At 65.7% G+C, this 21,971-nt stretch carries 30 protein-coding genes and 1 tRNA gene; 19 read left to right on the top strand and 12 right to left on the bottom strand.

Features of this window, described 5'->3' with window-relative positions:
• Positions 1-52: 52 nt before the first annotated feature.
• The 7 genes from ccmC to AC07TU_RS11540 are packed head-to-tail and all read left to right on the top strand — an operon-like array spanning position 53 to position 4,818.
• A complete protein-coding gene (gene ccmC, locus AC07TU_RS11570) occupies positions 53-769 on the top strand; it encodes a heme ABC transporter permease CcmC (RefSeq protein WP_495188052.1) in 717 nt (238 codons plus the stop codon).
• Entirely contained in the window at positions 766-897 is a 132-nt protein-coding gene (gene ccmD, locus AC07TU_RS11565; protein ID WP_495188051.1) for a heme exporter protein CcmD, read from the top strand. The genes ccmC and ccmD overlap by 4 nt, the downstream gene beginning before the upstream one ends.
• Complete coding sequence (gene ccmE / locus AC07TU_RS11560) at positions 894-1,328, top strand: cytochrome c maturation protein CcmE (RefSeq protein ID WP_495188050.1); 435 nt, start codon at positions 894-896, stop codon at positions 1,326-1,328. The genes ccmD and ccmE overlap by 4 nt, the downstream gene beginning before the upstream one ends.
• A gap of 10 nt (positions 1,329-1,338) precedes the next feature.
• Entirely contained in the window at positions 1,339-3,273 is a 1,935-nt protein-coding gene (locus AC07TU_RS11555) for a heme lyase CcmF/NrfE family subunit (protein ID WP_495188049.1), read from the top strand.
• On the top strand, positions 3,270-3,797 hold the full coding sequence (locus AC07TU_RS11550) for a DsbE family thiol:disulfide interchange protein (RefSeq protein ID WP_495188048.1): 528 nt from the start codon (positions 3,270-3,272) through the stop codon (positions 3,795-3,797). The genes AC07TU_RS11555 and AC07TU_RS11550 overlap by 4 nt, the downstream gene beginning before the upstream one ends.
• The gene (locus AC07TU_RS11545) at positions 3,794-4,171 is read left to right on the top strand and encodes a cytochrome c-type biogenesis protein (protein ID WP_495188047.1); all 378 of its coding nucleotides are present in this window, start codon (positions 3,794-3,796) and stop codon (positions 4,169-4,171) included. Before AC07TU_RS11550 ends, AC07TU_RS11545 begins: the two co-directional genes overlap by 4 nt.
• On the top strand, positions 4,168-4,818 hold the full coding sequence (locus tag AC07TU_RS11540) for a tetratricopeptide repeat protein (RefSeq protein ID WP_495188046.1): 651 nt from the start codon (positions 4,168-4,170) through the stop codon (positions 4,816-4,818). Before AC07TU_RS11545 ends, AC07TU_RS11540 begins: the two co-directional genes overlap by 4 nt.
• 2 nt (positions 4,819-4,820) lie before the next feature.
• Here AC07TU_RS11540 and cmk read toward each other — a convergent pair whose 3' ends face one another.
• Both cmk and aroA read right to left on the bottom strand, forming a co-directional pair.
• The gene (gene cmk / locus AC07TU_RS11535) at positions 4,821-5,465 is read right to left on the bottom strand and encodes a (d)CMP kinase (protein WP_495188045.1); all 645 of its coding nucleotides are present in this window, start codon (positions 5,463-5,465) and stop codon (positions 4,821-4,823) included.
• A complete protein-coding gene (aroA, locus tag AC07TU_RS11530; RefSeq protein ID WP_495188044.1) occupies positions 5,462-6,799 on the bottom strand; it encodes a 3-phosphoshikimate 1-carboxyvinyltransferase in 1,338 nt (445 codons plus the stop codon). The genes cmk and aroA overlap by 4 nt, the downstream gene beginning before the upstream one ends.
• Before the next feature lie 111 nt (positions 6,800-6,910).
• On the opposite strand from aroA, the gene AC07TU_RS11525 reads away from it, so the two are divergent.
• From AC07TU_RS11525 to AC07TU_RS11515, 3 genes are all read left to right on the top strand, one after another.
• Entirely contained in the window at positions 6,911-7,225 is a 315-nt protein-coding gene (locus AC07TU_RS11525) for a TIGR02300 family protein (RefSeq protein ID WP_495188043.1), read from the top strand.
• 88 nt (positions 7,226-7,313) lie between these two features.
• A tRNA-Ala gene (locus AC07TU_RS11520) sits at positions 7,314-7,389 on the top strand.
• A gap of 156 nt (positions 7,390-7,545) precedes the next feature.
• A complete protein-coding gene (locus AC07TU_RS11515; protein WP_495188042.1) occupies positions 7,546-7,713 on the top strand; it encodes a hypothetical protein in 168 nt (55 codons plus the stop codon).
• 16 nt (positions 7,714-7,729) lie between these two features.
• Here AC07TU_RS11515 and AC07TU_RS11510 read toward each other — a convergent pair whose 3' ends face one another.
• Entirely contained in the window at positions 7,730-9,025 is a 1,296-nt protein-coding gene (locus tag AC07TU_RS11510) for an MFS transporter (protein ID WP_495188041.1), read from the bottom strand.
• Positions 9,026-9,183: 158 nt separating this feature from the next.
• Between AC07TU_RS11510 and pgsA the strand changes: the two genes are divergently transcribed.
• The 3 genes from pgsA to AC07TU_RS11495 are packed head-to-tail and all read left to right on the top strand — an operon-like array spanning position 9,184 to position 10,444.
• Positions 9,184-9,738 carry a CDP-diacylglycerol--glycerol-3-phosphate 3-phosphatidyltransferase gene (gene pgsA / locus AC07TU_RS11505; protein WP_495188040.1) on the top strand — a complete coding sequence of 185 codons (555 nt, stop codon included), beginning with the start codon at positions 9,184-9,186 and terminating at the stop codon, positions 9,736-9,738.
• Positions 9,738-9,989: a molybdopterin converting factor subunit 1 gene (gene moaD, locus AC07TU_RS11500; RefSeq protein ID WP_495188039.1), complete on the top strand. Its 252-nt coding sequence runs from the start codon at positions 9,738-9,740 to the stop codon at positions 9,987-9,989. Before pgsA ends, moaD begins: the two co-directional genes overlap by 1 nt.
• Entirely contained in the window at positions 9,986-10,444 is a 459-nt protein-coding gene (locus AC07TU_RS11495; protein WP_495188038.1) for a molybdenum cofactor biosynthesis protein MoaE, read from the top strand. The genes moaD and AC07TU_RS11495 overlap by 4 nt, the downstream gene beginning before the upstream one ends.
• Here the strand turns inward: AC07TU_RS11495 and AC07TU_RS11490 are convergent.
• Positions 10,399-11,334 (bottom strand): hydrogen peroxide-inducible genes activator, encoded by a 936-nt coding sequence (locus tag AC07TU_RS11490; RefSeq protein WP_495188037.1) that lies wholly within the window; start codon positions 11,332-11,334, stop codon positions 10,399-10,401. The genes AC07TU_RS11495 and AC07TU_RS11490 overlap by 46 nt on opposite strands.
• A gap of 102 nt (positions 11,335-11,436) precedes the next feature.
• Complete coding sequence (locus AC07TU_RS11485) at positions 11,437-12,180, bottom strand: SDR family oxidoreductase (protein ID WP_495188036.1); 744 nt, start codon at positions 12,178-12,180, stop codon at positions 11,437-11,439.
• A gap of 98 nt (positions 12,181-12,278) precedes the next feature.
• Here AC07TU_RS11485 and AC07TU_RS11480 point away from each other — a divergent pair, with 98 nt between their 5' ends.
• The gene (locus AC07TU_RS11480) at positions 12,279-13,178 is read left to right on the top strand and encodes an AraC family transcriptional regulator (protein ID WP_495188035.1); all 900 of its coding nucleotides are present in this window, start codon (positions 12,279-12,281) and stop codon (positions 13,176-13,178) included.
• A 6-nt stretch (positions 13,179-13,184) separates the two neighbouring features.
• Here AC07TU_RS11480 and ahpF read toward each other — a convergent pair whose 3' ends face one another.
• The 3 genes from ahpF to AC07TU_RS11465 all read right to left on the bottom strand — a co-directional run bounded on the left by ahpF (position 13,185) and on the right by AC07TU_RS11465 (position 16,339).
• On the bottom strand, positions 13,185-14,762 hold the full coding sequence (gene ahpF / locus AC07TU_RS11475) for an alkyl hydroperoxide reductase subunit F (protein WP_495188034.1): 1,578 nt from the start codon (positions 14,760-14,762) through the stop codon (positions 13,185-13,187).
• 112 nt (positions 14,763-14,874) lie between these two features.
• A complete protein-coding gene (ahpC, locus tag AC07TU_RS11470) occupies positions 14,875-15,438 on the bottom strand; it encodes an alkyl hydroperoxide reductase subunit C (RefSeq protein WP_075152053.1) in 564 nt (187 codons plus the stop codon).
• A gap of 136 nt (positions 15,439-15,574) precedes the next feature.
• Positions 15,575-16,339, bottom strand: a complete 765-nt coding sequence (locus AC07TU_RS11465) for a sulfite exporter TauE/SafE family protein (protein ID WP_495188033.1) — start codon at positions 16,337-16,339, stop codon at positions 15,575-15,577.
• A 170-nt stretch (positions 16,340-16,509) separates the two neighbouring features.
• Here AC07TU_RS11465 and epsC point away from each other — a divergent pair, with 170 nt between their 5' ends.
• Together epsC and AC07TU_RS11455 are read left to right on the top strand one after the other, a co-directional pair.
• On the top strand, positions 16,510-17,208 hold the full coding sequence (gene epsC / locus AC07TU_RS11460) for a serine O-acetyltransferase EpsC (protein WP_495188032.1): 699 nt from the start codon (positions 16,510-16,512) through the stop codon (positions 17,206-17,208).
• On the top strand, positions 17,205-17,546 hold the full coding sequence (locus AC07TU_RS11455; RefSeq protein ID WP_495188031.1) for a DUF2794 domain-containing protein: 342 nt from the start codon (positions 17,205-17,207) through the stop codon (positions 17,544-17,546). The genes epsC and AC07TU_RS11455 overlap by 4 nt, the downstream gene beginning before the upstream one ends.
• Positions 17,547-17,662: 116 nt before the next feature.
• Here the strand turns inward: AC07TU_RS11455 and AC07TU_RS11450 are convergent, their stop codons facing one another.
• Positions 17,663-17,938 carry an acylphosphatase gene (locus AC07TU_RS11450; protein WP_495188030.1) on the bottom strand — a complete coding sequence of 92 codons (276 nt, stop codon included), beginning with the start codon at positions 17,936-17,938 and terminating at the stop codon, positions 17,663-17,665.
• A 139-nt stretch (positions 17,939-18,077) separates the two neighbouring features.
• Here AC07TU_RS11450 and AC07TU_RS11445 point away from each other — a divergent pair, with 139 nt between their 5' ends.
• Positions 18,078-18,854, top strand: a complete 777-nt coding sequence (locus AC07TU_RS11445) for a polyphosphate kinase 2 family protein (protein ID WP_495188029.1) — start codon at positions 18,078-18,080, stop codon at positions 18,852-18,854.
• Here AC07TU_RS11445 and AC07TU_RS11440 read toward each other — a convergent pair.
• The gene (locus AC07TU_RS11440; RefSeq protein WP_495188028.1) at positions 18,851-19,480 is read right to left on the bottom strand and encodes a carbonic anhydrase; all 630 of its coding nucleotides are present in this window, start codon (positions 19,478-19,480) and stop codon (positions 18,851-18,853) included. The two genes, AC07TU_RS11445 and AC07TU_RS11440, sit on opposite strands and share 4 nt — an antisense overlap.
• A gap of 65 nt (positions 19,481-19,545) precedes the next feature.
• On the opposite strand from AC07TU_RS11440, the gene lipA reads away from it, so the two are divergent.
• Together lipA and AC07TU_RS11430 are read left to right on the top strand one after the other, a co-directional pair.
• Positions 19,546-20,484 (top strand): lipoyl synthase, encoded by a 939-nt coding sequence (lipA, locus tag AC07TU_RS11435; protein WP_495188027.1) that lies wholly within the window; start codon positions 19,546-19,548, stop codon positions 20,482-20,484.
• The gene (locus AC07TU_RS11430; RefSeq protein ID WP_495188026.1) at positions 20,484-20,978 is read left to right on the top strand and encodes a type II toxin-antitoxin system RatA family toxin; all 495 of its coding nucleotides are present in this window, start codon (positions 20,484-20,486) and stop codon (positions 20,976-20,978) included. The genes lipA and AC07TU_RS11430 overlap by 1 nt, the downstream gene beginning before the upstream one ends.
• On the opposite strand, the gene AC07TU_RS11425 is transcribed toward AC07TU_RS11430, so the two are convergent.
• Positions 20,906-21,442 carry a CinA family protein gene (locus AC07TU_RS11425; protein WP_495188025.1) on the bottom strand — a complete coding sequence of 179 codons (537 nt, stop codon included), beginning with the start codon at positions 21,440-21,442 and terminating at the stop codon, positions 20,906-20,908. The genes AC07TU_RS11430 and AC07TU_RS11425 overlap by 73 nt on opposite strands.
• Positions 21,439-21,969 carry a hypothetical protein gene (locus AC07TU_RS11420; RefSeq protein WP_495188024.1) on the bottom strand — a complete coding sequence of 177 codons (531 nt, stop codon included), beginning with the start codon at positions 21,967-21,969 and terminating at the stop codon, positions 21,439-21,441. The genes AC07TU_RS11425 and AC07TU_RS11420 overlap by 4 nt, the downstream gene beginning before the upstream one ends.
• Positions 21,970-21,971: the final 2 nt, after the last annotated feature.

Here is a 21,971-nt window from a genome sequence, read left to right as displayed (position 1 = left end):
GAATCCGGGTTTGGACTTGGACGGCGAATCCGCCTAAAGGCGGCGAAACGCCGTGATCCACGCACTCGCCAATCCCACGCGCTTCCTCAAGATCGCGCGCCCGCTGACGCCCATCCTTTTCTGGAGCGGGCTGTTGCTGGTGCTTGCCGGCGCCTGGGGCGGCCTCACGCAGACGCCGCCCGACTATCTCCAGAAGGAGAGCGTCCGCATTCTCTACATCCATGTGCCCAGCGCATGGCTGGGGATGGGGGGCTGGACCTCGCTCGCCATCGCCTGTTTCGCCTATCTGGTATGGCGGCATCCGCTGGCCAGCCTGGCCGCACGGGCGATTGCACCGGTCGGGGCTATGTTCGCCGCGCTGTGCCTCATCACCGGATCGATCTGGGGGCGCCCGACCTGGGGCACCTGGTGGGAATGGGACGGACGGCTGACCTCAATGCTGTTGCTGTTCTTCGTCTATATCGCCTGGATCGCGCTGGAGCGCGCCGACCGCGAGCGGGGCGGCGACGGGCGCATTCCGGCGCTGTTCGGGATCGCCGGAACGGCGCTGCTGCCGGTGATCCGCTATTCGGTGGTGTGGTGGCAGACGCTGCATCAGGGACAGAGCATCACTTTGACCCAGTCGAGCATCCATGATTCGATGCTGTGGCCGCTGCTCCTGACCTCGGTGGGATTCAGCCTGATGTTCGGCGGGATCGTGCTGATGCGGATGCGCGCTGCGCTGGCGACCCAGCGCGTCGAGGCGCGGCTGCGGCGGATGGCGGCATGAACCACTGGCCCTTCATCCTCGCCGCCTATGCGGTGGTGACCGTCGGCGTCGGCGGGCTTTCGCTGGCGAGCTGGATCGCAATGCGAAACGCTGAACGTGCGGCCGACGCATTGAGAGACCGCAAATGAAGCGCAAGCATCAGCGCCTCATACTGGGTCTTGCCGCGCTCGCCGCAATCGGCGGCGCGAGCGGCCTGGCGCTGTCCGCGCTCAAGGATCAGGCAGCGTTCTTCTACACGCCGAGCGACGTCGCGACCAAGAATCCGGAGATCGGCAAGGCCGTGCGCCTGGGCGGGATGGTCGAGACCGGATCGATCAGGCATCTGCCCGACGGTGTGACGATCAGCTTCGTCGTTGCCGACAAGGAGGCCAAGGTGCCGGTACGCTTTACCGGCGTCGCGCCCGACCTGTTCAAGGAAGGCTCCGGCGTGGTCGCCGAAGGCAAGTTCACCGCCGATGGCGGCTTCGTCGCGGACAATCTGCTCGCCAAGCATGACGAGCGCTACATGCCGCCGGAGATTGCCGACAAGATGCCGTCGCCTGACACGCTCGCCAAATGATTGACGCCGCATGATCGCCGAAGCCGGACTAGCGGCGCTGTGGCTCGCCGCAGCGATAGCGCTGATGCAGCTGGCGATGGCCGCGCTGGGGCTTCGCCTCAAACAGGACGAACTGGTCGCCGCGGTGCGCCCCGCAGCGATCGTGCAGGGTGCACTTGCCGCCTTGTCGTTCGGGCTGCTGATCGTGCTGTTCCTGCGGTCCGACATGTCGGTGCTGCTGGTTGCGCAGAACAGCCATTCGGCCAAACCCTTGCTCTACAAGTTCGCGGGCGCATGGGGGAATCATGAAGGCTCGATGCTGCTTTGGGTTACCGTGCTGGCACTGGCCGGTGCGGCAATCGCGCTACTTGAGCGCAAGCTCGACCGCGCGACATTGACCGCGACGCTGGGCGCTCAGGCGTTCATCGCACTGGGCTTCTATGCCTTCCTGCTGGTAGCCTCGAGCCCGTTCACCCGGCTCGATCCGCCGGCGCTCGACGGCTTGGGGCTCAACCCGCTGCTGCAGGACCCGGGTCTGGCCTTCCATCCGCCGACACTCTATTTCGGCTATGTCGGGCTTTCGATCGCCTTCTCCTTCGCGGTCGGCGCGATGGTGACGCGGGAAGTCGGACCGGTGTTCGCCCGCGCGATGCGGCCCTGGGGGCTCGCGGCCTGGGTCTTCCTGACCATCGGCATCACCGCGGGCAGCTACTGGGCCTATTATGAGCTGGGCTGGGGCGGCTGGTGGTTCTGGGATCCGGTCGAGAACGCGTCGCTGATGCCCTGGCTCGCGGCGACGGCCTTGCTCCATTCGGTCAATGTGCTGGCGGCGCGCGACGGGCTGCGCGCCTGGACGCTGATGCTGGCGGTCGTCGCTTTCTCGATGTCGATGGTCGGCACCTTCCTTGTGCGCTCAGGGATTCTGACCAGCGTTCATGCCTTCGCGGTCGATCCGACGCGGGGGAGTTTCATCCTTGTCCTGCTCGCCATCTATATCGGCGGGGCGCTCGCGCTCTATGGCGCGCGGGTCGGACGGGTGAAGGCAGGGCAGGGGTTCGACCTGCTCAGCCGCGAGGGCGGGCTGGTGCTCAACAATCTGCTGCTCTCGGTGATCCTGGGAATCGTGCTGATCGGCACGCTCTACCCGATCGTCGCGCAGGCGATGGGCGAGCAATTGTCGGTCGGACCGCCCTTCTTCAACAAGGCGGCGGGGCCGATCGCATTGCTGCTGGTCGCGGCGATGGCGATGGGGCCGCTGCTCAACTGGCGGCGTGATCACATCAACGCCCTGCTGGGCAAGCTGACGGTGCCGCTCACGCTGAGCGTGCTGGTGATGGCGGGAACCTTCGCCGCAGCGCCGGGAACGGGCTGGATGGAGATCGTCGGGCTAGGCCTTGCCGCAGGACTTGCGGTGGCGAGCTTCGCGCCGCTTTGGAAGCGCAAGCTGCTGCGCACGCCGCTGTTCACCTGGGGCATGGTGATCGCGCATTTCGGCGTCGCGGTGAGCCTGGCCGGCATGGCCGCCGACAGCGCCTTCACCAGCGAGCGGCTGGTCGCGGCGCGCTACGGCCAGCCTTATTATGTCGGGCCCTGGCGCGTGGTGCTCAACGGCGTCGCGCCGGTGGTGGGCAGCAACTGGTCCGCGGTCGAAGGTCGGGTGACCGCATCGCGCGGGCCGGTCGAAGGGGCGATGATCCTGCTGCGGCCGCAGCGGCGCTTCTATTCCTCGCCGCCGACGGATACTGCCGAAGCATCGATCGCGACGCGGGTCGACGGGCAGCTCTATGCGGTGCTCGGTGCGCAGGACGCGCAGGGACGCTGGCAGCTACGGCTGTGGTGGAAGCCGTTCGTGACCTTGATCTGGTTCGGCGGCGGGCTGATCGCGCTGGGCGGCGCATTGTCGCTGATCGGGCGGCTGAAGCGTGAGCGGCGCAATGTGATGCGGCGCGAGGAGGCGGGGCTGTGAAACGCTGGACCCTCTGGGTGCCGCTGGCGGTGTTCCTGGCGGTGGCCGCGCTGGCGGCGTGGCGGCTGACCGGAACCAGCGAGACGGTGGTCAAGTCCGCGCTGGTCGGCAAGCCGCTGCCCGAGTTCACGCTGCCGGCAATGGTCGAGGGAAAGCCCGGGCTTTCACGCGCCGATCTCGCGACGGGCAAACCGCGCCTGCTCAACGTGTTTGCGAGCTGGTGCGTGCCGTGCATCGCCGAGGCGCCGCAGCTGATGAAGCTCAAGGCGGCGGGGGTCGAGATCGACGCGGTGGCGATCAAGGACAGTCCGGAGGCGGTGAAGGCGTTCCTGTCCCGCCATGGCGATCCCTATGCCCGGATCGGCAATGACTATGACCGGATCGTCCAGATCGGCATCGGATCGTCCGGCGTCCCCGAGACCTTCGTGATCGACGGGCAGGGACGGATCGCGTCTCAGCATATCGGCGACATCCGCGCGGAGGACGTACCCAAGCTGCTCAAGGCGCTGGAGGAAGCGGAATGAGCCTGTTGCTCGGCCTTGCGCTGGCGGCGGGCGTGCCTGCCGATCTTGGCTATTCGCAGATCCCCGATGCGTCGAAGGAAGCGCGGGCGGCCGAGCTGATGGGGACACTGCGCTGCCTGGTCTGTCAGGGCCAGTCGATCGCGGACAGCGACGTCGACATGGCCGCCGATATGCGCCGGATCGTCCGCCAGAAGATCGCGGCAGGCGAGAGCCCGGAGGCGGTGCGCGGCTGGCTGATCGAGCGCTATGGCAGCTATGTGACCTATGATCCGCCCTTGAACTGGACCACCGCGCCGCTGTGGCTCACGCCGTTGCTGCTGCTCGGCGCAGGGCTGTGGCTGGCGCGCGGAACGCTTCGGAGGCGGCGCAAATGATGGGGTGGATCGGTCTTGCCGCGATCGGTGTGGCGTCGTTCGCCCTGCTTTGGCTTCTGGGCCTGCCCCGGTCCTTGTGGTCATTTGCAGGCGCTGCGCTGATGCTGGGAGCGGCCGGCTATGCGCTTCAGGCACGGCCGGAGCTGCCCGGAGCACCGGTCGCAGCGGCGAAGAAGGCGCGGCCGGACGAGCCGGAACTGCACAGGCTGCGCGGCGACATGTTCGGCCGCTTCACGGTCAACGACAGCTATTTCGTCGCGGCGGACGCACTGGTGCGGGGCGGCGATCCGGACAAGGCCGCCAAGTTGATGCTGGGCGGCGTTCGGTCCACGCCGCAGGACGCCTCGCTGTGGACCTGGCTGGGAATGACGCTGGTCGAGGCGGATGGCGGCACGATGTCCCCCGCTGCTGGCCTTGCCTTCCGCCGTGCGATAGCGCTGGCGCCGGAACATCCCGGACCAGCCTTTTTCTACGGCCTGGCCCTGGCCCGCGTCGGACAGCTCGACGCGGCGTCGCCCTGGCTGCAGCGATCCCTGAAGCTGACTCCGGAAAAGGCCGGGTATCGGCCGGATGTCGAGCGGACGGTCCGTTCCGTAGCGCTCTTTGCGGCGATGCAGGCGCGTCAGGGACAGCCGCCCGCACGCTGAGATCAGCCGGCGGAGGCGGCTGCTTTTCGCTTGAGCTGCGCTTCGACCAGCTGGATCGCCTTTTCCACAGCGGCCTCGATCGACAGGAAGCTGGTATCGAGCAGCGCTGCATCGGCTGCGGCGACCAGCGGTGCTTCGGCACGCCTCGAATCGCGTTCGTCGCGCGCGCGGATATCGGCAAGCACCTTGTCGAGGCTGGCCATGATGCCGTTGCGGCGCAGCTCGGCATGGCGGCGTTGTGCGCGGATCGTGGGTGTCGCCTTGACGAACAGCTTGGCGTCCGCGCCCGGGGCGATGACGGTGCCGATATCGCGCCCGTCGAGCACCGCGCCACCGGGCTGCTGAGCGAATCGCTTCTGGCGCTGGAGCAATGCTGCGCGAACCAGCGGGTGCGCCGAAACGACCGAGGCGACCTTGCCGACCTCGTCGGTGCGCAGCCATTCGTCGGCAAGCAGCAGATCGTCGAAGCCCGTCGCGGCGACCGCGTCAGCCTCCTTCTCGGGGTTCAGCTCGTCACGCAGAACGGTTGCGGCGACGGCACGATAGAGAAGACCAGTGTCGAGGTGCGGAAGCTTATAGTGGCGCGCAAGCGCGCGGGCAATGGTGCCTTTTCCGGATGCGGCAGGGCCATCGACGGCAATGATCATGTTTGGGTCCGGCCAGTCAGCGAATCGAGGGTCGAGAAAAAGCCGGGATAGCTGGTTGCCACCGGCGACACGTCGTCGATGCTCACATCGGTCCTTGCACCGAGTCCAGCCACCGCCATGCTCATCGCGATGCGATGATCGAGTTTCGAGGCGACCGGAGCGCCGCCCGCGATCGGTTCACCGCCGGTCCCGGTGATGGCGAGGCCGTCCTCGAACTCCTCAAGCACGACGCCGTTGGGCTGGAGCGCGGCGACCATCGCCGCGATGCGATCCGATTCCTTCACACGCAGCTCGTCGGCGCCACGCGCGACGGTACGGCCCTGCGCGAAGGCGGCTGCGACGAAGAGCACGGGATATTCGTCGATCATGCTCGGCGCGAGGTCATGCGGCACATCGATCGCGCTCAACGGCGCGTGACGTACACGCAGATCCGCAACCGGTTCGCCCCCGACGATGCGCGGATTCACTTCGGTAATGTCGGCGCCCATCATGCGCAGCGCGGTGATGAGACCGGTGCGGGTCGGGTTGAGGCCGACATTGGCGATGGTGATGTCGGAGCCGGGTACGATCGACGCCGCGACCATCCAGAAGGCGGCAGACGAAGGATCGCCGGGGACGGTGATCGCCTGCGGCTTGAACTCAGCCTCGCCGCGCAGCGAGATGATGCGGCCCTGCGGCGTTTCCTCCACCGTGAGATCCGCACCGAAGCCGGCGAGCATCCGTTCGCTATGGTCGCGCGTCGGTACCGGTTCGATCACCCGGGTGATGCCTGGCGTGTTGAGGCCAGCAAGCAGGACCGCCGACTTGACCTGCGCGGACGCGACCGGGAGCGTGTATTCGATCGGCACCGCGGGGCAGAGGCCGCGCATGGTGAGCGGCAGGCGACCGCCCGGGCTGGAGGTGAAATCGGCGCCCATGCGGGACAGCGGATCGATGACGCGGCCCATCGGACGCTTCGAGAGCGATGCGTCGCCGGTGAAGGTCGCGGTGATCGGGTGGCTGGCGATCAAACCCATCAGCAGGCGCGTGGAGGTACCCGAATTGCCCATCTCGAGCGCGATCTCGGGCTGGAGCAATCCGCCAACACCGACGCCCCAGACATGCCACACGCCATCGCCGTCGCGCTCGATCTTCGCGCCCATCGCGCGCATCGCCGCAGCGGTGGCAAGAACGTCCTCGCCTTCCAGCAACCCCTCGATCCGGCTTTCGCCGACGGCGAGACCCGCAAACATCAGCGAACGATGGCTGATCGACTTGTCGCCGGGGACGGTCAGAGTGCCGCGCAGCGGACCGCGGGCGGAAATGGCGAGGGGGAGGGGAGTTGCACTGCTCATCGGCCGCGGCTTTGACAGCGGGCTTGCGCTATGGCAAGGCGCCCGCCACTTCAAACGGGGACCAAAGGTTCCCGTCACCCTGTAAAATCGAAGAAAAGGCAAGAGCGGCACATGGTGAAGCCGGAATGGGGCACGAAACGGACCTGCCCGAAATGCGCGACGCGCTTCTATGACCTGACCAAGGACGAGCCGGTCACCTGCATCAGCTGCGGCTTTGCCTGGGACCCCGAACCGATCCTGAAGTCGAAGCAGCCGCTGCCCTTCGAGGTGGTCAAGGAGGCCGACAAGAAGAAGGACGACGCGGATCTCGGCGACGAGGATCTGGACGTCGATGAGGACGCCGAGGGCTCGCCCGACGACGATGTCGATCTGGGTGGCGACGACGATCTGGGCGTCGACACGGGCGATGACGACGACGAAAGCTGATCGGAATCGCTAAAAATCGGGAAAGTGAAAAAACCCGGTTGCAAAGCGTGCGATGGCTGCTAGAGGCCATCGCCTTCCCGGAACGGATGGGGCCGTAGCTCAGCTGGGAGAGCGTCGCAATGGCATTGCGAAGGTCAGGGGTTCGATCCCCCTCGGCTCCACCAACCGCTTCAAAAGCGGGAAGAAAACAGGGCGCGCGCATCGCAGGATGCGGCGCCCTTTTTCGTTGCGTACGACGCCGGGACGCGTCCCCAAACAGGACAGGGGTTAACCACCCTTGATGCGGGACAAAATCGTAAACGGCGCGTTAACTGTCGGGTATGGAACGCCTGCAATATCTTCCCGAGCCGGACCGCGGACACCCCTTTCGCACCGCGCTGCCCACCGTTCGCCGGAACGTGCGCAAGCGCGAGGACGAGAGCGATCTGAAGCTGTTCCTGCTGAGTTACGCGGCGTTCTTCATCTGCTTCTACACCTTCTTCATCTGAAGGCGGCCTGCGGCGCCTAGTCGCAGGCGCGGTGCAGTTTCTGGGCGATCCAGGCCGAGATCAGGCACATGCCGGCCACGACGAGCAGCATGTCCTCCGACGAGATACCTGCTGCAGACAGCCCCAGCACGAACAGCGAGCCGAACACCATCGCGCCTGCGTTGACGATGTTGTTCGCCGCGACGGTCCGCGCGGTCTGATCCTTGGTCACAGTGGTCGTTAGGAACGCGTAGAGCGGGACGACGAACATACCGCCGGTGATCGCGATCGCAGTGAGGGTGAAGATGACGATCCATGCCTGACGCTGCAGGATGAAGCTGGAGAAATCATAGAGCGTGCCGGCAGCGGCAGGCTCCCAGAGCCGCACCTCGACCGAGAAGAGCACGACGATCACCGCCATCAGGATGACCGAGATCGGCGAGTATTTCGCCGAAACCTTGCCCTTGAGCATCGCATTGATGACCATCGACCCGATCGCGACGCCGACCGAGAACACCGCGACGAGCAGCGAGGACACGCGCGCGTCGGCGGTGAGGACGTTCTTCACCAGCGGCGGGAAGATGATGATCAGCACCGATCCGATGGTCCAGAAGAAGCTGATCGCACAGATCGACAGATAGAGGCGCGGAATGTGCATCGTCGCCGCGATCAGGCGCCAGGACGAAGTGAAGGGGTTGAAGTTGATCTTGAGCTTCGGTCCGACCCGCGGCGCGGCGGGAACCATGCGGCCGGTGAGCCAGCCGATGACCGCAACCACCAGCACCAGCGCCGCGGCGATGCGCATGTCGTGCGCGACCCAGCCTGCGGTAACGGTGCCGAGCAGGATCGAGAGGTAAGTCGCGGCCTCGACCATGCCGGTGCCGCCCAGGACTTCCTCGTCCTTCAGATGTTGAGGCAGGATCGCGTATTTGATCGGGCCGAAGAAGGTCGAGTGCGCGCCGAGCCCCAGTACCGCGCCCAGCATCATGCCAAGCCCGGTGAACGCATAGCCCGCCTGCGCGACCAGCATTCCGGCACCGCCGAACAGCATCAGCCCGATCTCGGCGGTCTTCACCCAGCGGATGATCGACGCCTTGTCATGCGTATCGGCGAGCTGCCCCGCGAGCGCCGAGAGCATGAAGAAGGGAATCAGGCTGATCCCGGTCGCCAATGCATTGAACTGGAACTCGACCGCCGGATCGCTGAAGATCTGGTAAGTCGCGAACAGCACCATCGCGGTCTTGAACAGATTGTCGTTATAGGCCCCCAGAAACTGCGTGATGAACAGGGGCAGAAACCGGCGCTCCTTGAGCAATCCGAGCGCGTTGTGCATGCGTTGGCGGGCCTTCGTCCGTCTGAAACTGTTGCGGGCATAGCCGCGCGGGCGGCGTGGCGGCAACCGCTATCGCTGTCCCATGACAAACGGGTGGCATATAACGAAGGATGGCGGCGGGGGATGATTGCGCGGAGATGCGGTGCTAGAGCGGAACGATGCTGACGCTGCCCAACGTTCTGACGCTATCGCGAATCGTCACCGTGCCGTTGCTGGTGTTCTTCCTGTGGTGGCGCGACTGGCAGACGGGCTATGCGCTCGGCTTCGCGACCTACTGCCTGATGGGAATCACTGACTATTTCGACGGCTATCTCGCGCGGTCGCGCGGGACAGTATCGAAGCTTGGCGTCTTCCTCGATCCGATCGCCGACAAGATCATGGTCGCGGCTGTGATCCTGATGCTGTGCGCAAAGGGAATCATCGCCGATCTGCACGTGATCGCGGCGCTCGTGATCCTGTTGCGCGAAATCGCGGTTTCAGGGCTGCGCGAATTCCTGGGCGGCATCCAGGTATCGGTGCCGGTTTCGGCGCTGGCCAAGTGGAAGACGGCGCTGCAACTCACCTCGCTCGGCGGATTGGTGCTGGCGGGGGCGGTGCCTGGAATGCCCTGGGTGCATGACGTAAGCTTGGCGATGCTGTGGGGCGCGGCGGTGCTGACGCTGGTCACCGGCTGGGACTATCTGCGCGTCGGCCTGAAGCACATGGACAGCTGATGCAGCTGCTCTATTTCGCCTGGGTTCGCGAACGCATCGGCACCGGCGAAGAGACGGCCGAGCCGCCGGAGGCGGTGCGCACTGTTGCGGATCTCGCCGGTTGGCTGCGTGGCCGCAGTGCCGGCCATGCGGAGGCGCTGGACGATCTCACCCGGCTGCGCGCGGCGGTCGATCAGCGCTTCGTGCCGCTCGACAGCGAATTGGGCCTGGCGAAGGAAGTCGCCTTCTTTCCGCCGGTGACGGGCGGATGATCCGCGTTTCGATCGATCATGCGCCGATCGACATCGGCACCGAACTCGCCGGAATCGAGGAAACGGGTGCGGGGGCGGTCGCTAGCTTCACCGGAGTCGTCCGCGCCGATGACGGCGTCACCGGCATGGAGCTGGAGCATTATCCCGGCATGACCGAAGCCGTGCTGTGCGACCTGGCCGAACAGGCGATGATGCGCTGGGGGCTGCTATCCGCCGTGATCGTGCATCGCGTGGGGCCGATGGTGCCCGGTGACCGGGTGGTACTGGTCGCGACCGCGGCCGCCCATCGGCGCGAGGCGCTGGAAGCCTGTGCGTTCCTGATCGACCGGCTCAAGACCGAGGCGCCCTTCTGGAAGCGTGAGACTCGCGGGGACGATACCCGCTGGGTCGAAGCCCGGCGGAGCGACGATCAGGCCGCGGCGCGCTGGACCGGGCCGGACGGCAGTCCCGACTGAGCCAGTACCTCGGCGAGCAGACGGAAATCGCGCTCGCGCGGTGAAGCCTTGCGCCAGACCAGCGCGATGCGGCGCGACGGGTTATCCGCCTTCAGCGGACGTGCCGCGACATGGGTATGATCGAGGATGCCCGCATCCAGCGCCATTTCGGGTAGCATCGTCACGCCAAGGCCGTTGTCGACCATCTGCACCATCGTGTGGAGCGAGGTGCCGAGCATCGTCGCTTCGGCGCGGAGCTCGGGCCGGTTGCATGCGGCGAGCGCGTGATCCTTGAGGCAATGGCCGTCCTCAAGCAGCAGCAGGCGCGTCTCGTCGATTTCACCGGGCGTCACCGCCTTGTGATCCGGCTCATATTCGCCCTCGGGGAAGGCTACGAACAGCCGGTCGTCGAACAGGGGGGCAGTCTCGACATCGCCGCAGGCATAGGGAAGGGCGAGCAACACGCAATCGGTGCGCCCGGTGTGCAGGCTTTCACATGCCGCACCGCTCGGCTCCTCGCGCAGGAACAGCTTGAGGTCGGGATAGCCTTCGCGGAGCCGCGGCAGGATGCGTGGGAGCAGAAAGGGCGCGATGGTGGGGATAACGCTCATCCGCATCTCGCCCGACAAGGGCCGGCCGGCGGCGCGGGCAAGATCGGCGAGTTCCTCTGCCTCGCGCAGCACGCGGCGTGCCTTGTCGACAATCCGTTCGCCCAGCGGCGTGAAGCGGACGACGCGGCGGGTACGCTCGACCAGGACGACGCCGATCAGCGTTTCCAATTCGCGCAAGCCGGCGGAAAGGGTCGACTGGGTGACGAAGCTCGCCTCCGCCGCACGGCCGAAATGGCCGTGATCCTTGAGCGCTACCAGATATTGGAGCTGCTTGAGCGTAGGGAGGTAAGTCTGCGCCATTGATCGTCCAGAGCGATGAATGGCGCAGATATAAGTGCCCTGAGCGATTATAAAAGGCTGGAATGGCGCCGGATTTCAGAATCGGAGCCCGGCGCCATCGACTTAGCCGGCTTGCGCCAACGCGACCGCATCCGGCCCGGCAGGGAAGTTGAGCCGACCGCTCTCATCATGCACTGCGCGCCACACACCGTCGGCGACATCGGCAGCCGTGGTCGTCAAGCCTGGATTGGCGAATGCACCCAATATGGGCTCGGCAAAGGGCATATAGGCTGGCGGAATCGCTTCCTCGATCGTCACATCGGTGTTCTGGGTGAAGCGTGTGTCCGGGCCATAGCCCGGCTGAACGAGGGCAACCCGCACCCCGAAGGCGCGAAGTTCGTGCGCGAGCGATCCGGTGAAGCCCTCGATCGCGGTCTTGCTGGCGGTATAGACCGACACGAGCGGCATCGGCATCAGCACCGCGCTCGACGTCAGGTTGACGATGACGCCCGAGCCGCGTGCGCGGAATGCGGGGATCACCGCCTGGGTCATCGCCATCACGCCGAAGGTGTTGGTTTCGAAGATCGCGCGCGCCTTTGCCATCGAGGTCGCTTCGAGCGCGCCGATCAGGCCAATCCCTGCGTTGTTCACCAGCACGTCGATCGGACCCGCGGCGTCGAGCGCTGCAGCGATGCTCTCGGGCTTCATCACGTCGAGCGCCAGAATACGGAGCCGATCAGAAGGGGGCAGGATATCCTCGCGCGGGCTACGCATGGTCGCGATGACATTCCAGCCCATGGCGAGGAAATGACGGGCCGTTTCCAGGCCATAGCCGGAGGAACAGCCGGTGATGAGGATGGTCTTCATGATCGTCTTCCTTGGAATTGTCGGTGGCAGGGAAATGCCGGAATCGATCAGGACGATCTACAATTGATAGTCCGAATTTCATTAGCTATCGTCCGGATATGGCTGACCCTCTTTCTCAGGTGATTGCGCTGCTCCAGCCGCGGGGCGTGTCCTCCAAGCTGATCAGCGGAGCGGGGCGCTGGGGCGTGCGCTATGGCGACTATGGCGCGCCGAGCTTCTGTACGGTGATCGAGGGCGCGTGCCGGCTTGCGGTCGACGGCCAAGAGCCGGTGACGCTGCAGGCTGGAGATTTCGTGCTGATGCCAGCCACCCCGGGGTTCGTCCTGTCGGGCTTCGAGCCGGTCGTCCCGGGCTTCATCGATCCCAAGGCAGCGCCGCCACCGGAGGATGAGGTGCGGCATGGCGACCGGGACGGCGAGCCTGATGTTCGCCTGCTCGGCGGCTTCTTCCTGTTCGGGTCGCCCGATACATCGCTGCTCGTCTCGCTACTGCCGGCGCTTGTCCATCTGCGCGATGCCGAGCGGCTGTCGCTACTGGTCCGGCTGGTCGCGGAGGAAAGCGGGTCGGATCAGCCGGGCCGCGACATGGTGCTGGAACGGCTGGTGGAGATATTGCTGATCGAAGCGCTGCGGACGACCCAGCGCGATGGGGCGCCACCGGGACTGCTGCGCGGGTTGAGCGACCGCAAGCTGGCCGAGGCGATGCGCCGGATGCACGCCGACCCGGCGCGACCCTGGACGGTCGAGCAGCTTGCGCGTGACACAGGCATGTCGCGCTCGGCGTTCTTCGAGCGCTTCAGCGGCGCGGTGGGCGTGCCGCCGATGGAATATCTGCTGGCGTGGCGCATGGCGCTGGCCAAGGATCTGTTGCGCCGAGGTGATTTTGCGCTGGCGGATGTGGCCGAGCGGGTCGGCTATGGCTCGGCGAGCACGTTCAGCACGGCGTTCAGCCGGCATGTCGGCCAGCCGCCCGGACGCTATGCCCGGGCGGCCGCCTGACACAGATCAGGCTGCGGCGGCCTCGATCGCTTCCGCGGGCAGGCGGATGAGATAGTCGAAGGCGGAGAGGGCAGCGGTCGAGCCGGCACCCATCGCGATCACGATCTGCTTGTAGGGCACGGTTGTCACGTCACCCGCCGCGAAGATGCCGGGCTGGCTGGTCTCGCCGCGCGCATCGATCTCGATCTCGCCGCGCGGGGTGAGGGCGATGCTGTCTTTGAGCCATTCGGTGTTGGGCACCAGGCCGATCTGGACGAAGATGCCCTCCAGCTCGATGTCATGCTCTTCACCGCTGTTGCGGTCCTTGTAGGTGAGGCCCGTCACCTTCTCCGCGCCGTTGACGCGGGTTGTGAGCGCCGAGGTGACGATCTTGACGTTGGGCAGGCTGGCGAGCTTGCGCTGGAGGACGGCGTCGGCGCGGAGCTGGCTGTCATATTCGATCAGCGTGACATGCGCGACGATGCCGGCAAGGTCGATCGCAGCCTCGACGCCTGAATTGCCACCGCCGATCACCGCGACGCGCTTGCCCTTGAACAACGGGCCGTCGCAGTGGGGGCAGTAGGCGACGCCCTTGTTGCGATACTCGTCCTCGCCGGGCACGCCCATCTGGCGCCAGCGTGCGCCGGTGGAGAGGATCACCGTCTTGGCCTTGAGCGTCGCGCCGTTGGCCAGAACGACCTCGTGCAGTCCGCCCTCGCGCAACGCCGGGATCAGCTTCTCGGCGCGCTGGAGGTTCATGATGTCGACCTCGTTCTCCTTGACGTGGCTCTCGAGCTGCGCGGCGAGCTTCGGCCCTTCGGTGTAGGGGACCGAGATGAAGTTCTCGATGCCCATCGTGTCGAGCACCTGGCCACCAAATCGCTCGGCAGCGACGCCGACGCGAAGCCCCTTGCGCGCGGTGTAGATGGCCGAGGCAGCGCCAGCCGGACCGCCGCCGACGACGAGCACGTCGAACGGTTCCTTCGCCTCGAGCTTGGCCGCAGCCTTGGCATCGGCCCCGCTGTCGAGCTTGGCGACGATCTGCTCGAGCTCCATCCGGCCCGAGCCGAACGGTTCACCGTTGAGGAAGACGGTGGGGACGGCAAGCACCTGGCGCGCATCGACTTCCGCCTTGAACAGCGCGCCGTCGATCGCGACGTGGCTGATCTGGGGGTTGAGCACCGCCATCAGGTTGAGCGCCTGAACCACGTCCGGGCAGTTCTGGCACGACAGCGAGAAATAGGTCTCGAAGTGCAGTTCGCCTTCCAGGCCCTTGACCTGCTCGATCACGTCCTGCGCGGCCTTGGACGGATGGCCGCCGACCTGGAGCAAAGCGAGGACGAGGCTGGTGAACTCATGCCCCATCGGAATGCCGGCGAAGCGCACGCCGATATCGGTGCCGGCGCGGCGGATCATGAAGCTCGGCTTGCGCTTGTCATCGGCGCGGACCAGCGCGATCTTGCCGCTCAGCTCCGCGATTTCGGTGAGCAGGGTCTCGAGCTCGCGCGACTTGGCGTCATCGCCCAGGCTGGCGACGAGCTCGATCGGCTCACGGATATTCACCAGATAGCCTTCAAGCTGCTGCTTGAGATGTGCGTCGAGCATCGGAAACTCCTGAAACTGGAAACAATACGGCCCGGGGCTACGGGAAGTTAGCCCCGGGCCGCTTGGGCGCCCGCACAGGGGGAGGGGGACGGGCGCTTAGGTCTATTTCGGCTTAGATCTTGCCGACGAGGTCGAGCGACGGGGCCAGGGTGCTCTCACCCTCTTCCCACTTGGCCGGGCAGACTTCGCCCGGGTGCGCCGCAACATACTGTGCCGCCTTGATCTTGCGCAGCAGCTCCTGCGCGTTGCGGCCGACGCCCTCGCTGGTGATCTCGACGATCTGGATCACGCCCTCGGGATCGATCACGAAGGTGCCGCGGTCGGCAAGGCCCTGGCCTTCACGCAGCACGTCGAAGTTGGTCGACAGCGTGTGGTTCTGGTCGCCCAGCATGTAATAGTTGATCTTGCCGATCGCGGGCGAGGTGTCGTGCCATGCCTTGTGGCTGAAATGGGTGTCGGTCGACACCGAATACACCTCGACGCCCATCTTCTGCAGGGTCGGGTAGACGTCGGCGAGGTCCTCGAGCTCGGTCGGGCAGACGAAAGTGAAGTCGGCCGGATAGAAGAAGAAGACGGCCCACTTGCCGCGCACGTCGGCGTCGGTGACGTCGACGAACTTGCCTTCCTTGAAGGCGGTCGCGGTGAACGGCTTGAGCGAGCTTCCGATGAGGGCCATGTTCTGGTTTCTCCGTTATGATGCAGTGCAACTTGTGCGACGCCGCATATAGGTTGCACTGCAACGGAGATGAAACCGGAAGTCTCGCTTTGATTGATCGAGACAATCACTCAATCAATCGGAACTGATCGAACCTTCAGACGAGGGCGCGGTAGACGCTGAAGCTGCTGGTGAGCGTCAGGACGATGCCGACGAGGATCAGCAGCGTCTTGGTCGGCACCCGCTTGGCCAGAATCGCACCGAACGGTGCGGCGAGGACGCCGCCGATCAGCAGCCCCACCACCGCTTCGGTGAACGCCGACAGACCGAGATGGAGGATGAAGGTGATCGATACCGATAGCGTCAGGAAGAATTCGACGCTGTTGACCGTGCCGATGACATAGCGCGGCTGCGTGCCCTGGATCAGCAGGTTGCTGGTGACGACCGGGCCCCAGCCGCCGCCGCCCGCCGCATCGAGAAAGCCACCGGCGAGGCCGAGCGGTTCGACGATCTTCGGTTCCTTGTGGTGCCGGGTCGGGAAGCTGATCCCGCGCCACAGCAGGTAGACGCCGATCAGCGCGAGATAACCCATCACAAACGGCCGGGTGACCGAGGCGTCGAGCGAGGTGAGCAGATAGGCGCCGGTGACACCCCCGATCACGCCCGGGACGAGCAGGCGGAAGAACAGCTTCCAGTTCACATTCTTGTGAAGCGCGTGGCTGATCCCCGAGACGCCTGTGGTGAAACACTCTGCCAGGTGAACCCCGGCGGACGCGGTCGCGGGTGGGACGCCGAGCACGCTGACCAGCAATGTGCTGGAGATCACGCCGAACGCCATGCCCAGCGCGCCATCGACGATCTGCGCGGCGAATCCGACAGCGATAAAGGGAAGCAGTGCCTGGAAGTCGATCGCCTCGAACATCAAATCCCTTTCGTTCCAGTCACAACACGGTCACAGGCGCCCGGGTTTGGCCGCGTCCCCCAATTCCTACAAGATACATCGTGTTTAGTAAGGCCAAGCCGGAAATGCGCCAAACTGGAAAACGCGCCGGTTGATGCCTAAATCGGGTTACTGATAAAAGGGGCCTGTTCATGTTCGGTGGTCTGGGAGCCTATCTGGATTCGATTCGCGCGCGGGACCCCGCGCCGCGGAGTCGTGCCGAAATTCTGCTGTATCCGGGCGTCTGGGCCCTGTTCTGGCACCGGGTTGCGCACGCGCTCTACAATGCGCGGCTCTTCTTTCTCGCGCGCTTCGTCAATCACACGTCGCGCTGGCTGACCGGTATCGACATTCACCCCGGCGCAAAGATCGGCCGCAATTTCTTCATCGATCACGGTTTCGTGGTGATCGGCGAGACGGCGGAGATCGGCGACGACGTCACCATCTATCAATGCGTGACGCTGGGCGGTACCAGCCCCGACAATGGCGTCGCGGGCAAGCGGCACCCAACGCTGATGGACGGCGTTATCATCGGTTCGGGCGCACAGGTTCTGGGTCCAATCACGGTCAATCCGCGCGCCCGGATCGGCGCCAATGCGGTGGTCACCAAGGACGTGCCCGAGGGTGCGGTGATGGTCGGCATCCCGGCCAAGGCGACGTTGGTTGAAGCGGACAAGTGGCAGAAGGACTTCGTGCCTTACGGCACGCCGTGCAGCGAGCTCTACGACCCCGCCACGCAGAAGCTTGAGATCATGCGTTGCGAACTCGACGCGATGCGCAAGCGGCTCGACGAATTGCTGGCCGAGCGTGAGGCTGCGGGCACCCGCAGGAAGCAGCGCGACCGCGCGTGACGGGCATCGTCACCCCGTTCCCGTTCAGGCAACCCAGCCAGATCGGTTTCGACCGGGCCGAGCTGATGCGCATCCTCGACCTGTATGGCCGCATGGTCGCGGCCGGGCATTGGCGCGACTATGCGATTCAGCTCGGGCGCGAAGCCGCGGTCTTTGCAGCCTTTCGCCGGACCGCCGAACGCCCCGAGTTCCGCGTCGAAAAGCGCCCTGCGCTGCGCAACCGGCAGGGCATGTGGGCGCTGGTCAACGAATCGGGCGCGGTGCTCAAGCGCGGGCATGAGCTTGGTCCGGTTCTCGCGCCGGTCGAACGCCGGCTGATGAAGCTGGTCGAGGACTGAGCTTGTCCGATGCGCCTCGCGGCGCGTAACCGCACCAGCCCGCTCCCCCACCCGGCCACCCAGCGGTAGCATGATATGGGTGGCCGGGTGGGGGAGCGGGCTGGTGCCGCCAAATATCAGGCCGTAAAGCGCTTGGTGAAGCCTTTCACATTGCCCGCTTCGGCCGGCATCGCGTCGATCCGCGCGACATCCGCCATCACCGGCCCTTCCCGGCATCGGTCGACAAAGGTGTCGAGCGCCACATCTTCGCCGTCCGCCAGGATCTCGACCCGGCCGTCCTGAAGATTGCGGACCCATCCGATCACACCCAGTTGACGCGCAGTACGCACCGCCCAGTCGCGATAGCCGACGCGCTGCACGCGTCCCTCGATCAGCAAACGCTGAGCCGCCATATTCACTTTACCCCACACACCCGTACGCAAACGCCGCGCACACCGATTGTCATATTCAGGCACGGCGCGGCTGCGAAGGCCACTCAGGCGCAAATGCGGGGCATTTCAGCGCGCTTTCGGCGGTGTTAGGGTGCGCGCCATGAAAATCGACCTCAGCGACCATGAAGCGGGCGACAAATTCGCCGGGGATTATGACAAGGCGCTTGCCGCTGTGCAGGAGCGGCTGGAGCGCATCCAGGTCGCATACATCATCCACAAGCGCCCCGCGATCCTTGTGCTGGAAGGATGGGACGCGGCGGGGAAGGGCGGGATCATCAAGCGGCTGACCGCGCAATGGGACCCGCGCTTCTTCGAAGTGATGCCGATCGCCGCGCCGAGCGAGGACGAGCTGGCGCATCATTTCCTCTGGCGCTTCTGGACGCGGCTGCCGGCCAAGGGCCACATCGTGATCTTCGACCGCAGCTGGTACGGCCGCGTGCTGGTCGAACGGGTCGAGGGCTATGCGAGCAAGGCCGAGTGGACGCGCGGCTATGACGAGATCAACGATTTCGAGGCGCAGCAGATCGAAGCCGGCGCGACGATGGTGAAACTGTTCGTCCACATCACCCAGGAAAAGCAGGACAAGGAGCTGGCCGAGCGGCTCGACGATCCGTGGAAGCGCTGGAAGACCGGGCCGGACGATTATCGCAACCGGGCGAAGCGCGCGGAATATCTTGAAGCGATCGAGGAGATGTTCGCCCGGACTAACACCAAGCACGCGCCGTGGACGGTGATCGACGGCAACAGCCGCAAGGCGGGGCGAATCGCAGCACTCACTGCGATTGCGGATCAGCTCGAGGCCAGGGTGCCGATGACTCCGCCGCCGATCGATCCCGAGTTCGAGAAGATGGCCCGCGCGGCGCTTTCCGCCGGTTAGGCCGGGGCGAAATTCCCGTTCTCGTTCATGACGTGCAATTCGCCATGGGCAATCGCGAAATAGGCGCCATGGATGGTCAGCAGTCCGGCCGCCTCACGCTCGGGGATGCAGGGGAAGGTCCGCAGGTTGGCGATCGAGACGCGCACCGTTTCGAGCTCCATTTCGTGAATCGCTTCGGCGCCGTGGCCGTGCTTGGCGACGATCCGGGTGCGGGCATCGTCGAGCAAATCGACCCAGTGATCGATAAAGCCGCCCTCGCCGGGCGCGGCGCCCGCGAAGCGGCGGGAGAAGGCGGCATGGACACCGCCGCACATGCCGTGGCCCATCACGACGATTTCCTCGACCTCGAGCTGGGTGACGGCGAACTCGAGCGCGGCGCTGACGCCGTGACGGCCGCCGCCCAGTTCGAACGGCGGCACGAGATTGGCGACGTTGCGCACCACAAAGACCTCGCCGGGGTGCGTGCCGAAGATCGTCGCGGGATCGACCCGGCTGTCGGAACAGGCAATCACCATCACCTTGGGGCTCTGTCCGCGGCTCAGCTCCGCCCAGCGCGCATGCTCGCGGGGCCATTCTTCGGTGCGGAAGCGGCGATAGCCGGCGACAAGGTCGGTGAAGTGAGTCATGCGCGCTTCATTGGCGCAGGCCGTAGGGGCTGGCAAGCGGCGTGCGGGATCGCTATCTGCGCCCCATGAGCGAAATGGCACCGATCCCCGAAGCCCGTCCGGAACGTCAGCGCAAGCCCGACTGGATCCGCGTGAAAGCGCCAACCTCCGCCGGTTTTGCCGCAACGCGCGCGCTGATGCGGTCGAAGAGCCTGACCACGGTGTGCGAGGAAGCCGCCTGCCCGAATATCGGCGAGTGCTGGAGCAAGAAGCACGCGACGGTGATGATCCTGGGCGACACCTGCACGCGCGCCTGCGCCTTCTGCAACGTCAAGACCGGCATGCCGCGGATGGTCGATCCGATGGAGCCGAACAACGTTGCCGACGCTGCGGTGCAGATGGGGCTCGAGCATATCGTCATCACTTCGGTTGATCGCGACGATCTGCCCGACGGCGGTGCGAAGCAGTTCGTCAAGGTGATCGAGGCGATCCGCAAGGCAAGCCCGACGACGACGATCGAGATCCTGACGCCCGATTTCCGCAACAAGCACGAGCAGGCGGTCGAGATGATCGTTGCGGCGCGGCCCGACGTCTACAACCACAATCTCGAAACGGTACCGAGGCTCTATCCGACGATCCGCCCCGGCGCGCGCTATTATGCGTCGATCCGGCTGCTGGAGACGGTCAAGAAGCTCGATCCGTCGATCTTCACCAAGTCGGGCGTGATGCTCGGCCTTGGCGAGGAGCGGCTCGAGGTCCATCAGGTGATGGACGACATGCGCAGCGCGGACATCGATTTCCTGACGATGGGCCAGTATCTCCAGCCCACGCCGCGCCACGCCAAGGTGCAGGATTTCGTCACCCCGCAGGCGTTCGACGCCTATGCCGCCATTGCCCGCGCCAAGGGCTTCCTGCTGGTCGCTTCGTCGCCGCTGACCCGGTCGAGCTATCACGCCGGCGAAGACTTCGCGAAGATGAAGGCGGCGCGTGACGCCAAGCTCGCAAAGGCGGCGGTTCCCGCCTGATGCCGCGTCACGCCGAAACCCGGCGCTTGCCCTATACGCCGGAGCAGATGTTCGACCTGGTGGCTGATGTCGGCCGCTATGGCGAGTTTCTGCCGTGGGTCAGCGCGGTGCGGGTCCGTTCGGACAGCGAGACCGAGATGGTCGCGGACCTGATCGTCGGCTTCAAGGGGCTGCGCGAGACGTTCAGCAGCCGCGTATCCAAGCAGCGGCCAGGCCATATCCGGGTCGATTATCTGGAAGGCCCTCTCAAGCACCTCCACAACGACTGGAAGTTCCGGCCGGACGGGCAGGGCGGGTGTCTGGTCGATTTCGAGGTCGACTTCACCTTCAAGAGCCGGGTGTTCGAGATGCTGGCGGGCCAAGTGTTCGACCGCGCGCTGCGGATGATGATCAACGCCTTCGAACAGCGCGCCGCCAGGCTCTATGGCGATTCGTCGGCCGGGACCGCGGGCTCGCCCGGCAGCAGCAGTTCAAGCGCGCACAGCGCCGCCTGAAGCCGCACGCCACCACGGCCGATATCGCCGAACTCACGGGTATCGGCCACCACCACATCGGGATCGGCGTTCTTCTCCGCGCGAGCGAACACGACATGGCCGACCGGCTTCTTGTCACTACCGCCGCCTGGACCCGCAATGCCGGTGATCGCCACCGCGACATCGGCATCGCTCGCTTCCAGCGCCCCCTGCGCCATGCTCCACGCCGTCGCGATCGAGACCGCTCCGAAGGTTTCCAGCACGTCGCGGCTGACACGCAGCTGCGCCATCTTGGCTTCGTTCGAATAGGTGACGAAGCCGGCGCTCATCACATCGGACGAGCCGGGAATTTCGGTGATCGCGGCGGAGACGAGACCGCCGGTGCAGCTCTCGGCAATCGCGACCTTGCGGCCCGCGACGCGGTTTGCGTCGACGACCTTGCGCGCGGCCTCGACCAGCGCTTCGGGGAGAATCACTTCGTTCATCGCGGGCGGCCCATAGGGCATATCGGCAGCCTTGGCGCGCGCTTTTCGTCGTTCTGACTGAGCTGGAGCAACGCGGCGAACACTGCGGCCAGATTGCGCGGCGGCAGGGGGGCGAGGTTGGTGACGATCCGGTCGAGGCCGGGACAGTCGGCCGGCTTCACTTCCTGCGCGATGGCAGGCGCGATGATCGCGCGGACCGCGGGGATCGCGAACTGCGAATCGGCGATGAACCCGGCGTCCGGCCCGAGCAGTTTGCGGATCCCGCCCTGTGCCGCAGGCATGGCAGGCGCGACCCCGGCGTTGATCCGCGCCATGAAGGCGGCGCTGGGCTGACGCAGAAAGGCATTGGCCGGAAGCGCGGCGCAGACCCGGCCCATTTCCCGGATCATGTCGGGCAACATCACCTGGAACAGCGCCTCAGCCTCGTTGCCGGTGAGACAAGGCCGGGCGGATTGGGCCGAAGCCGCCGACGAAGCGGCGAGACCGGCCCAGAGCAGGGCCGTGGCGGCAAGACGGGGGATACGCATGG

This window comes from Sphingomonas sp. GW821-FHT03E12 (assembly GCF_059420685.1).
Note: the sequence above shows the minus strand (reverse complement) of the source record. Positions and strands in the feature narration are given on the sequence as shown.

Coding starts and splice junctions, on each gene's coding strand:
- AC07TU_RS11430 (WP_495188026.1), top strand. CDS start 20,484: ATGCCGCGTCACGCCGAAACCCGGCGCTTGCCCTATACGCCGGAGCAG.
- pgsA (WP_495188040.1), top strand. CDS start 9,184: ATGCTGACGCTGCCCAACGTTCTGACGCTATCGCGAATCGTCACCGTG.
- AC07TU_RS11490 (WP_495188037.1), bottom strand. CDS start 11,334: ATGGCGCAGACTTACCTCCCTACGCTCAAGCAGCTCCAATATCTGGTA.
- AC07TU_RS11525 (WP_495188043.1), top strand. CDS start 6,911: ATGGTGAAGCCGGAATGGGGCACGAAACGGACCTGCCCGAAATGCGCG.
- ccmE (WP_495188050.1), top strand. CDS start 894: ATGAAGCGCAAGCATCAGCGCCTCATACTGGGTCTTGCCGCGCTCGCC.
- AC07TU_RS11425 (WP_495188025.1), bottom strand. CDS start 21,442: ATGAACGAAGTGATTCTCCCCGAAGCGCTGGTCGAGGCCGCGCGCAAG.
- AC07TU_RS11510 (WP_495188041.1), bottom strand. CDS start 9,025: ATGCACAACGCGCTCGGATTGCTCAAGGAGCGCCGGTTTCTGCCCCTG.
- ahpC (WP_075152053.1), bottom strand. CDS start 15,438: ATGGCCCTCATCGGAAGCTCGCTCAAGCCGTTCACCGCGACCGCCTTC.
- AC07TU_RS11515 (WP_495188042.1), top strand. CDS start 7,546: ATGGAACGCCTGCAATATCTTCCCGAGCCGGACCGCGGACACCCCTTT.
- AC07TU_RS11450 (WP_495188030.1), bottom strand. CDS start 17,938: ATGGCGGCTCAGCGTTTGCTGATCGAGGGACGCGTGCAGCGCGTCGGC.
- AC07TU_RS11495 (WP_495188038.1), top strand. CDS start 9,986: ATGATCCGCGTTTCGATCGATCATGCGCCGATCGACATCGGCACCGAA.
- aroA (WP_495188044.1), bottom strand. CDS start 6,799: ATGAGCAGTGCAACTCCCCTCCCCCTCGCCATTTCCGCCCGCGGTCCG.
- AC07TU_RS11545 (WP_495188047.1), top strand. CDS start 3,794: ATGAGCCTGTTGCTCGGCCTTGCGCTGGCGGCGGGCGTGCCTGCCGAT.
- AC07TU_RS11555 (WP_495188049.1), top strand. CDS start 1,339: ATGATCGCCGAAGCCGGACTAGCGGCGCTGTGGCTCGCCGCAGCGATA.
- cmk (WP_495188045.1), bottom strand. CDS start 5,465: ATGATCATTGCCGTCGATGGCCCTGCCGCATCCGGAAAAGGCACCATT.
- ahpF (WP_495188034.1), bottom strand. CDS start 14,762: ATGCTCGACGCACATCTCAAGCAGCAGCTTGAAGGCTATCTGGTGAAT.
- moaD (WP_495188039.1), top strand. CDS start 9,738: ATGCAGCTGCTCTATTTCGCCTGGGTTCGCGAACGCATCGGCACCGGC.
- epsC (WP_495188032.1), top strand. CDS start 16,510: ATGTTCGGTGGTCTGGGAGCCTATCTGGATTCGATTCGCGCGCGGGAC.
- AC07TU_RS11480 (WP_495188035.1), top strand. CDS start 12,279: ATGGCTGACCCTCTTTCTCAGGTGATTGCGCTGCTCCAGCCGCGGGGC.
- ccmD (WP_495188051.1), top strand. CDS start 766: ATGAACCACTGGCCCTTCATCCTCGCCGCCTATGCGGTGGTGACCGTC.
- AC07TU_RS11540 (WP_495188046.1), top strand. CDS start 4,168: ATGATGGGGTGGATCGGTCTTGCCGCGATCGGTGTGGCGTCGTTCGCC.
- AC07TU_RS11440 (WP_495188028.1), bottom strand. CDS start 19,480: ATGACTCACTTCACCGACCTTGTCGCCGGCTATCGCCGCTTCCGCACC.
- AC07TU_RS11445 (WP_495188029.1), top strand. CDS start 18,078: ATGAAAATCGACCTCAGCGACCATGAAGCGGGCGACAAATTCGCCGGG.
- lipA (WP_495188027.1), top strand. CDS start 19,546: ATGAGCGAAATGGCACCGATCCCCGAAGCCCGTCCGGAACGTCAGCGC.
- AC07TU_RS11485 (WP_495188036.1), bottom strand. CDS start 12,180: ATGAAGACCATCCTCATCACCGGCTGTTCCTCCGGCTATGGCCTGGAA.
- AC07TU_RS11465 (WP_495188033.1), bottom strand. CDS start 16,339: ATGTTCGAGGCGATCGACTTCCAGGCACTGCTTCCCTTTATCGCTGTC.
- AC07TU_RS11420 (WP_495188024.1), bottom strand. CDS start 21,969: ATGCGTATCCCCCGTCTTGCCGCCACGGCCCTGCTCTGGGCCGGTCTC.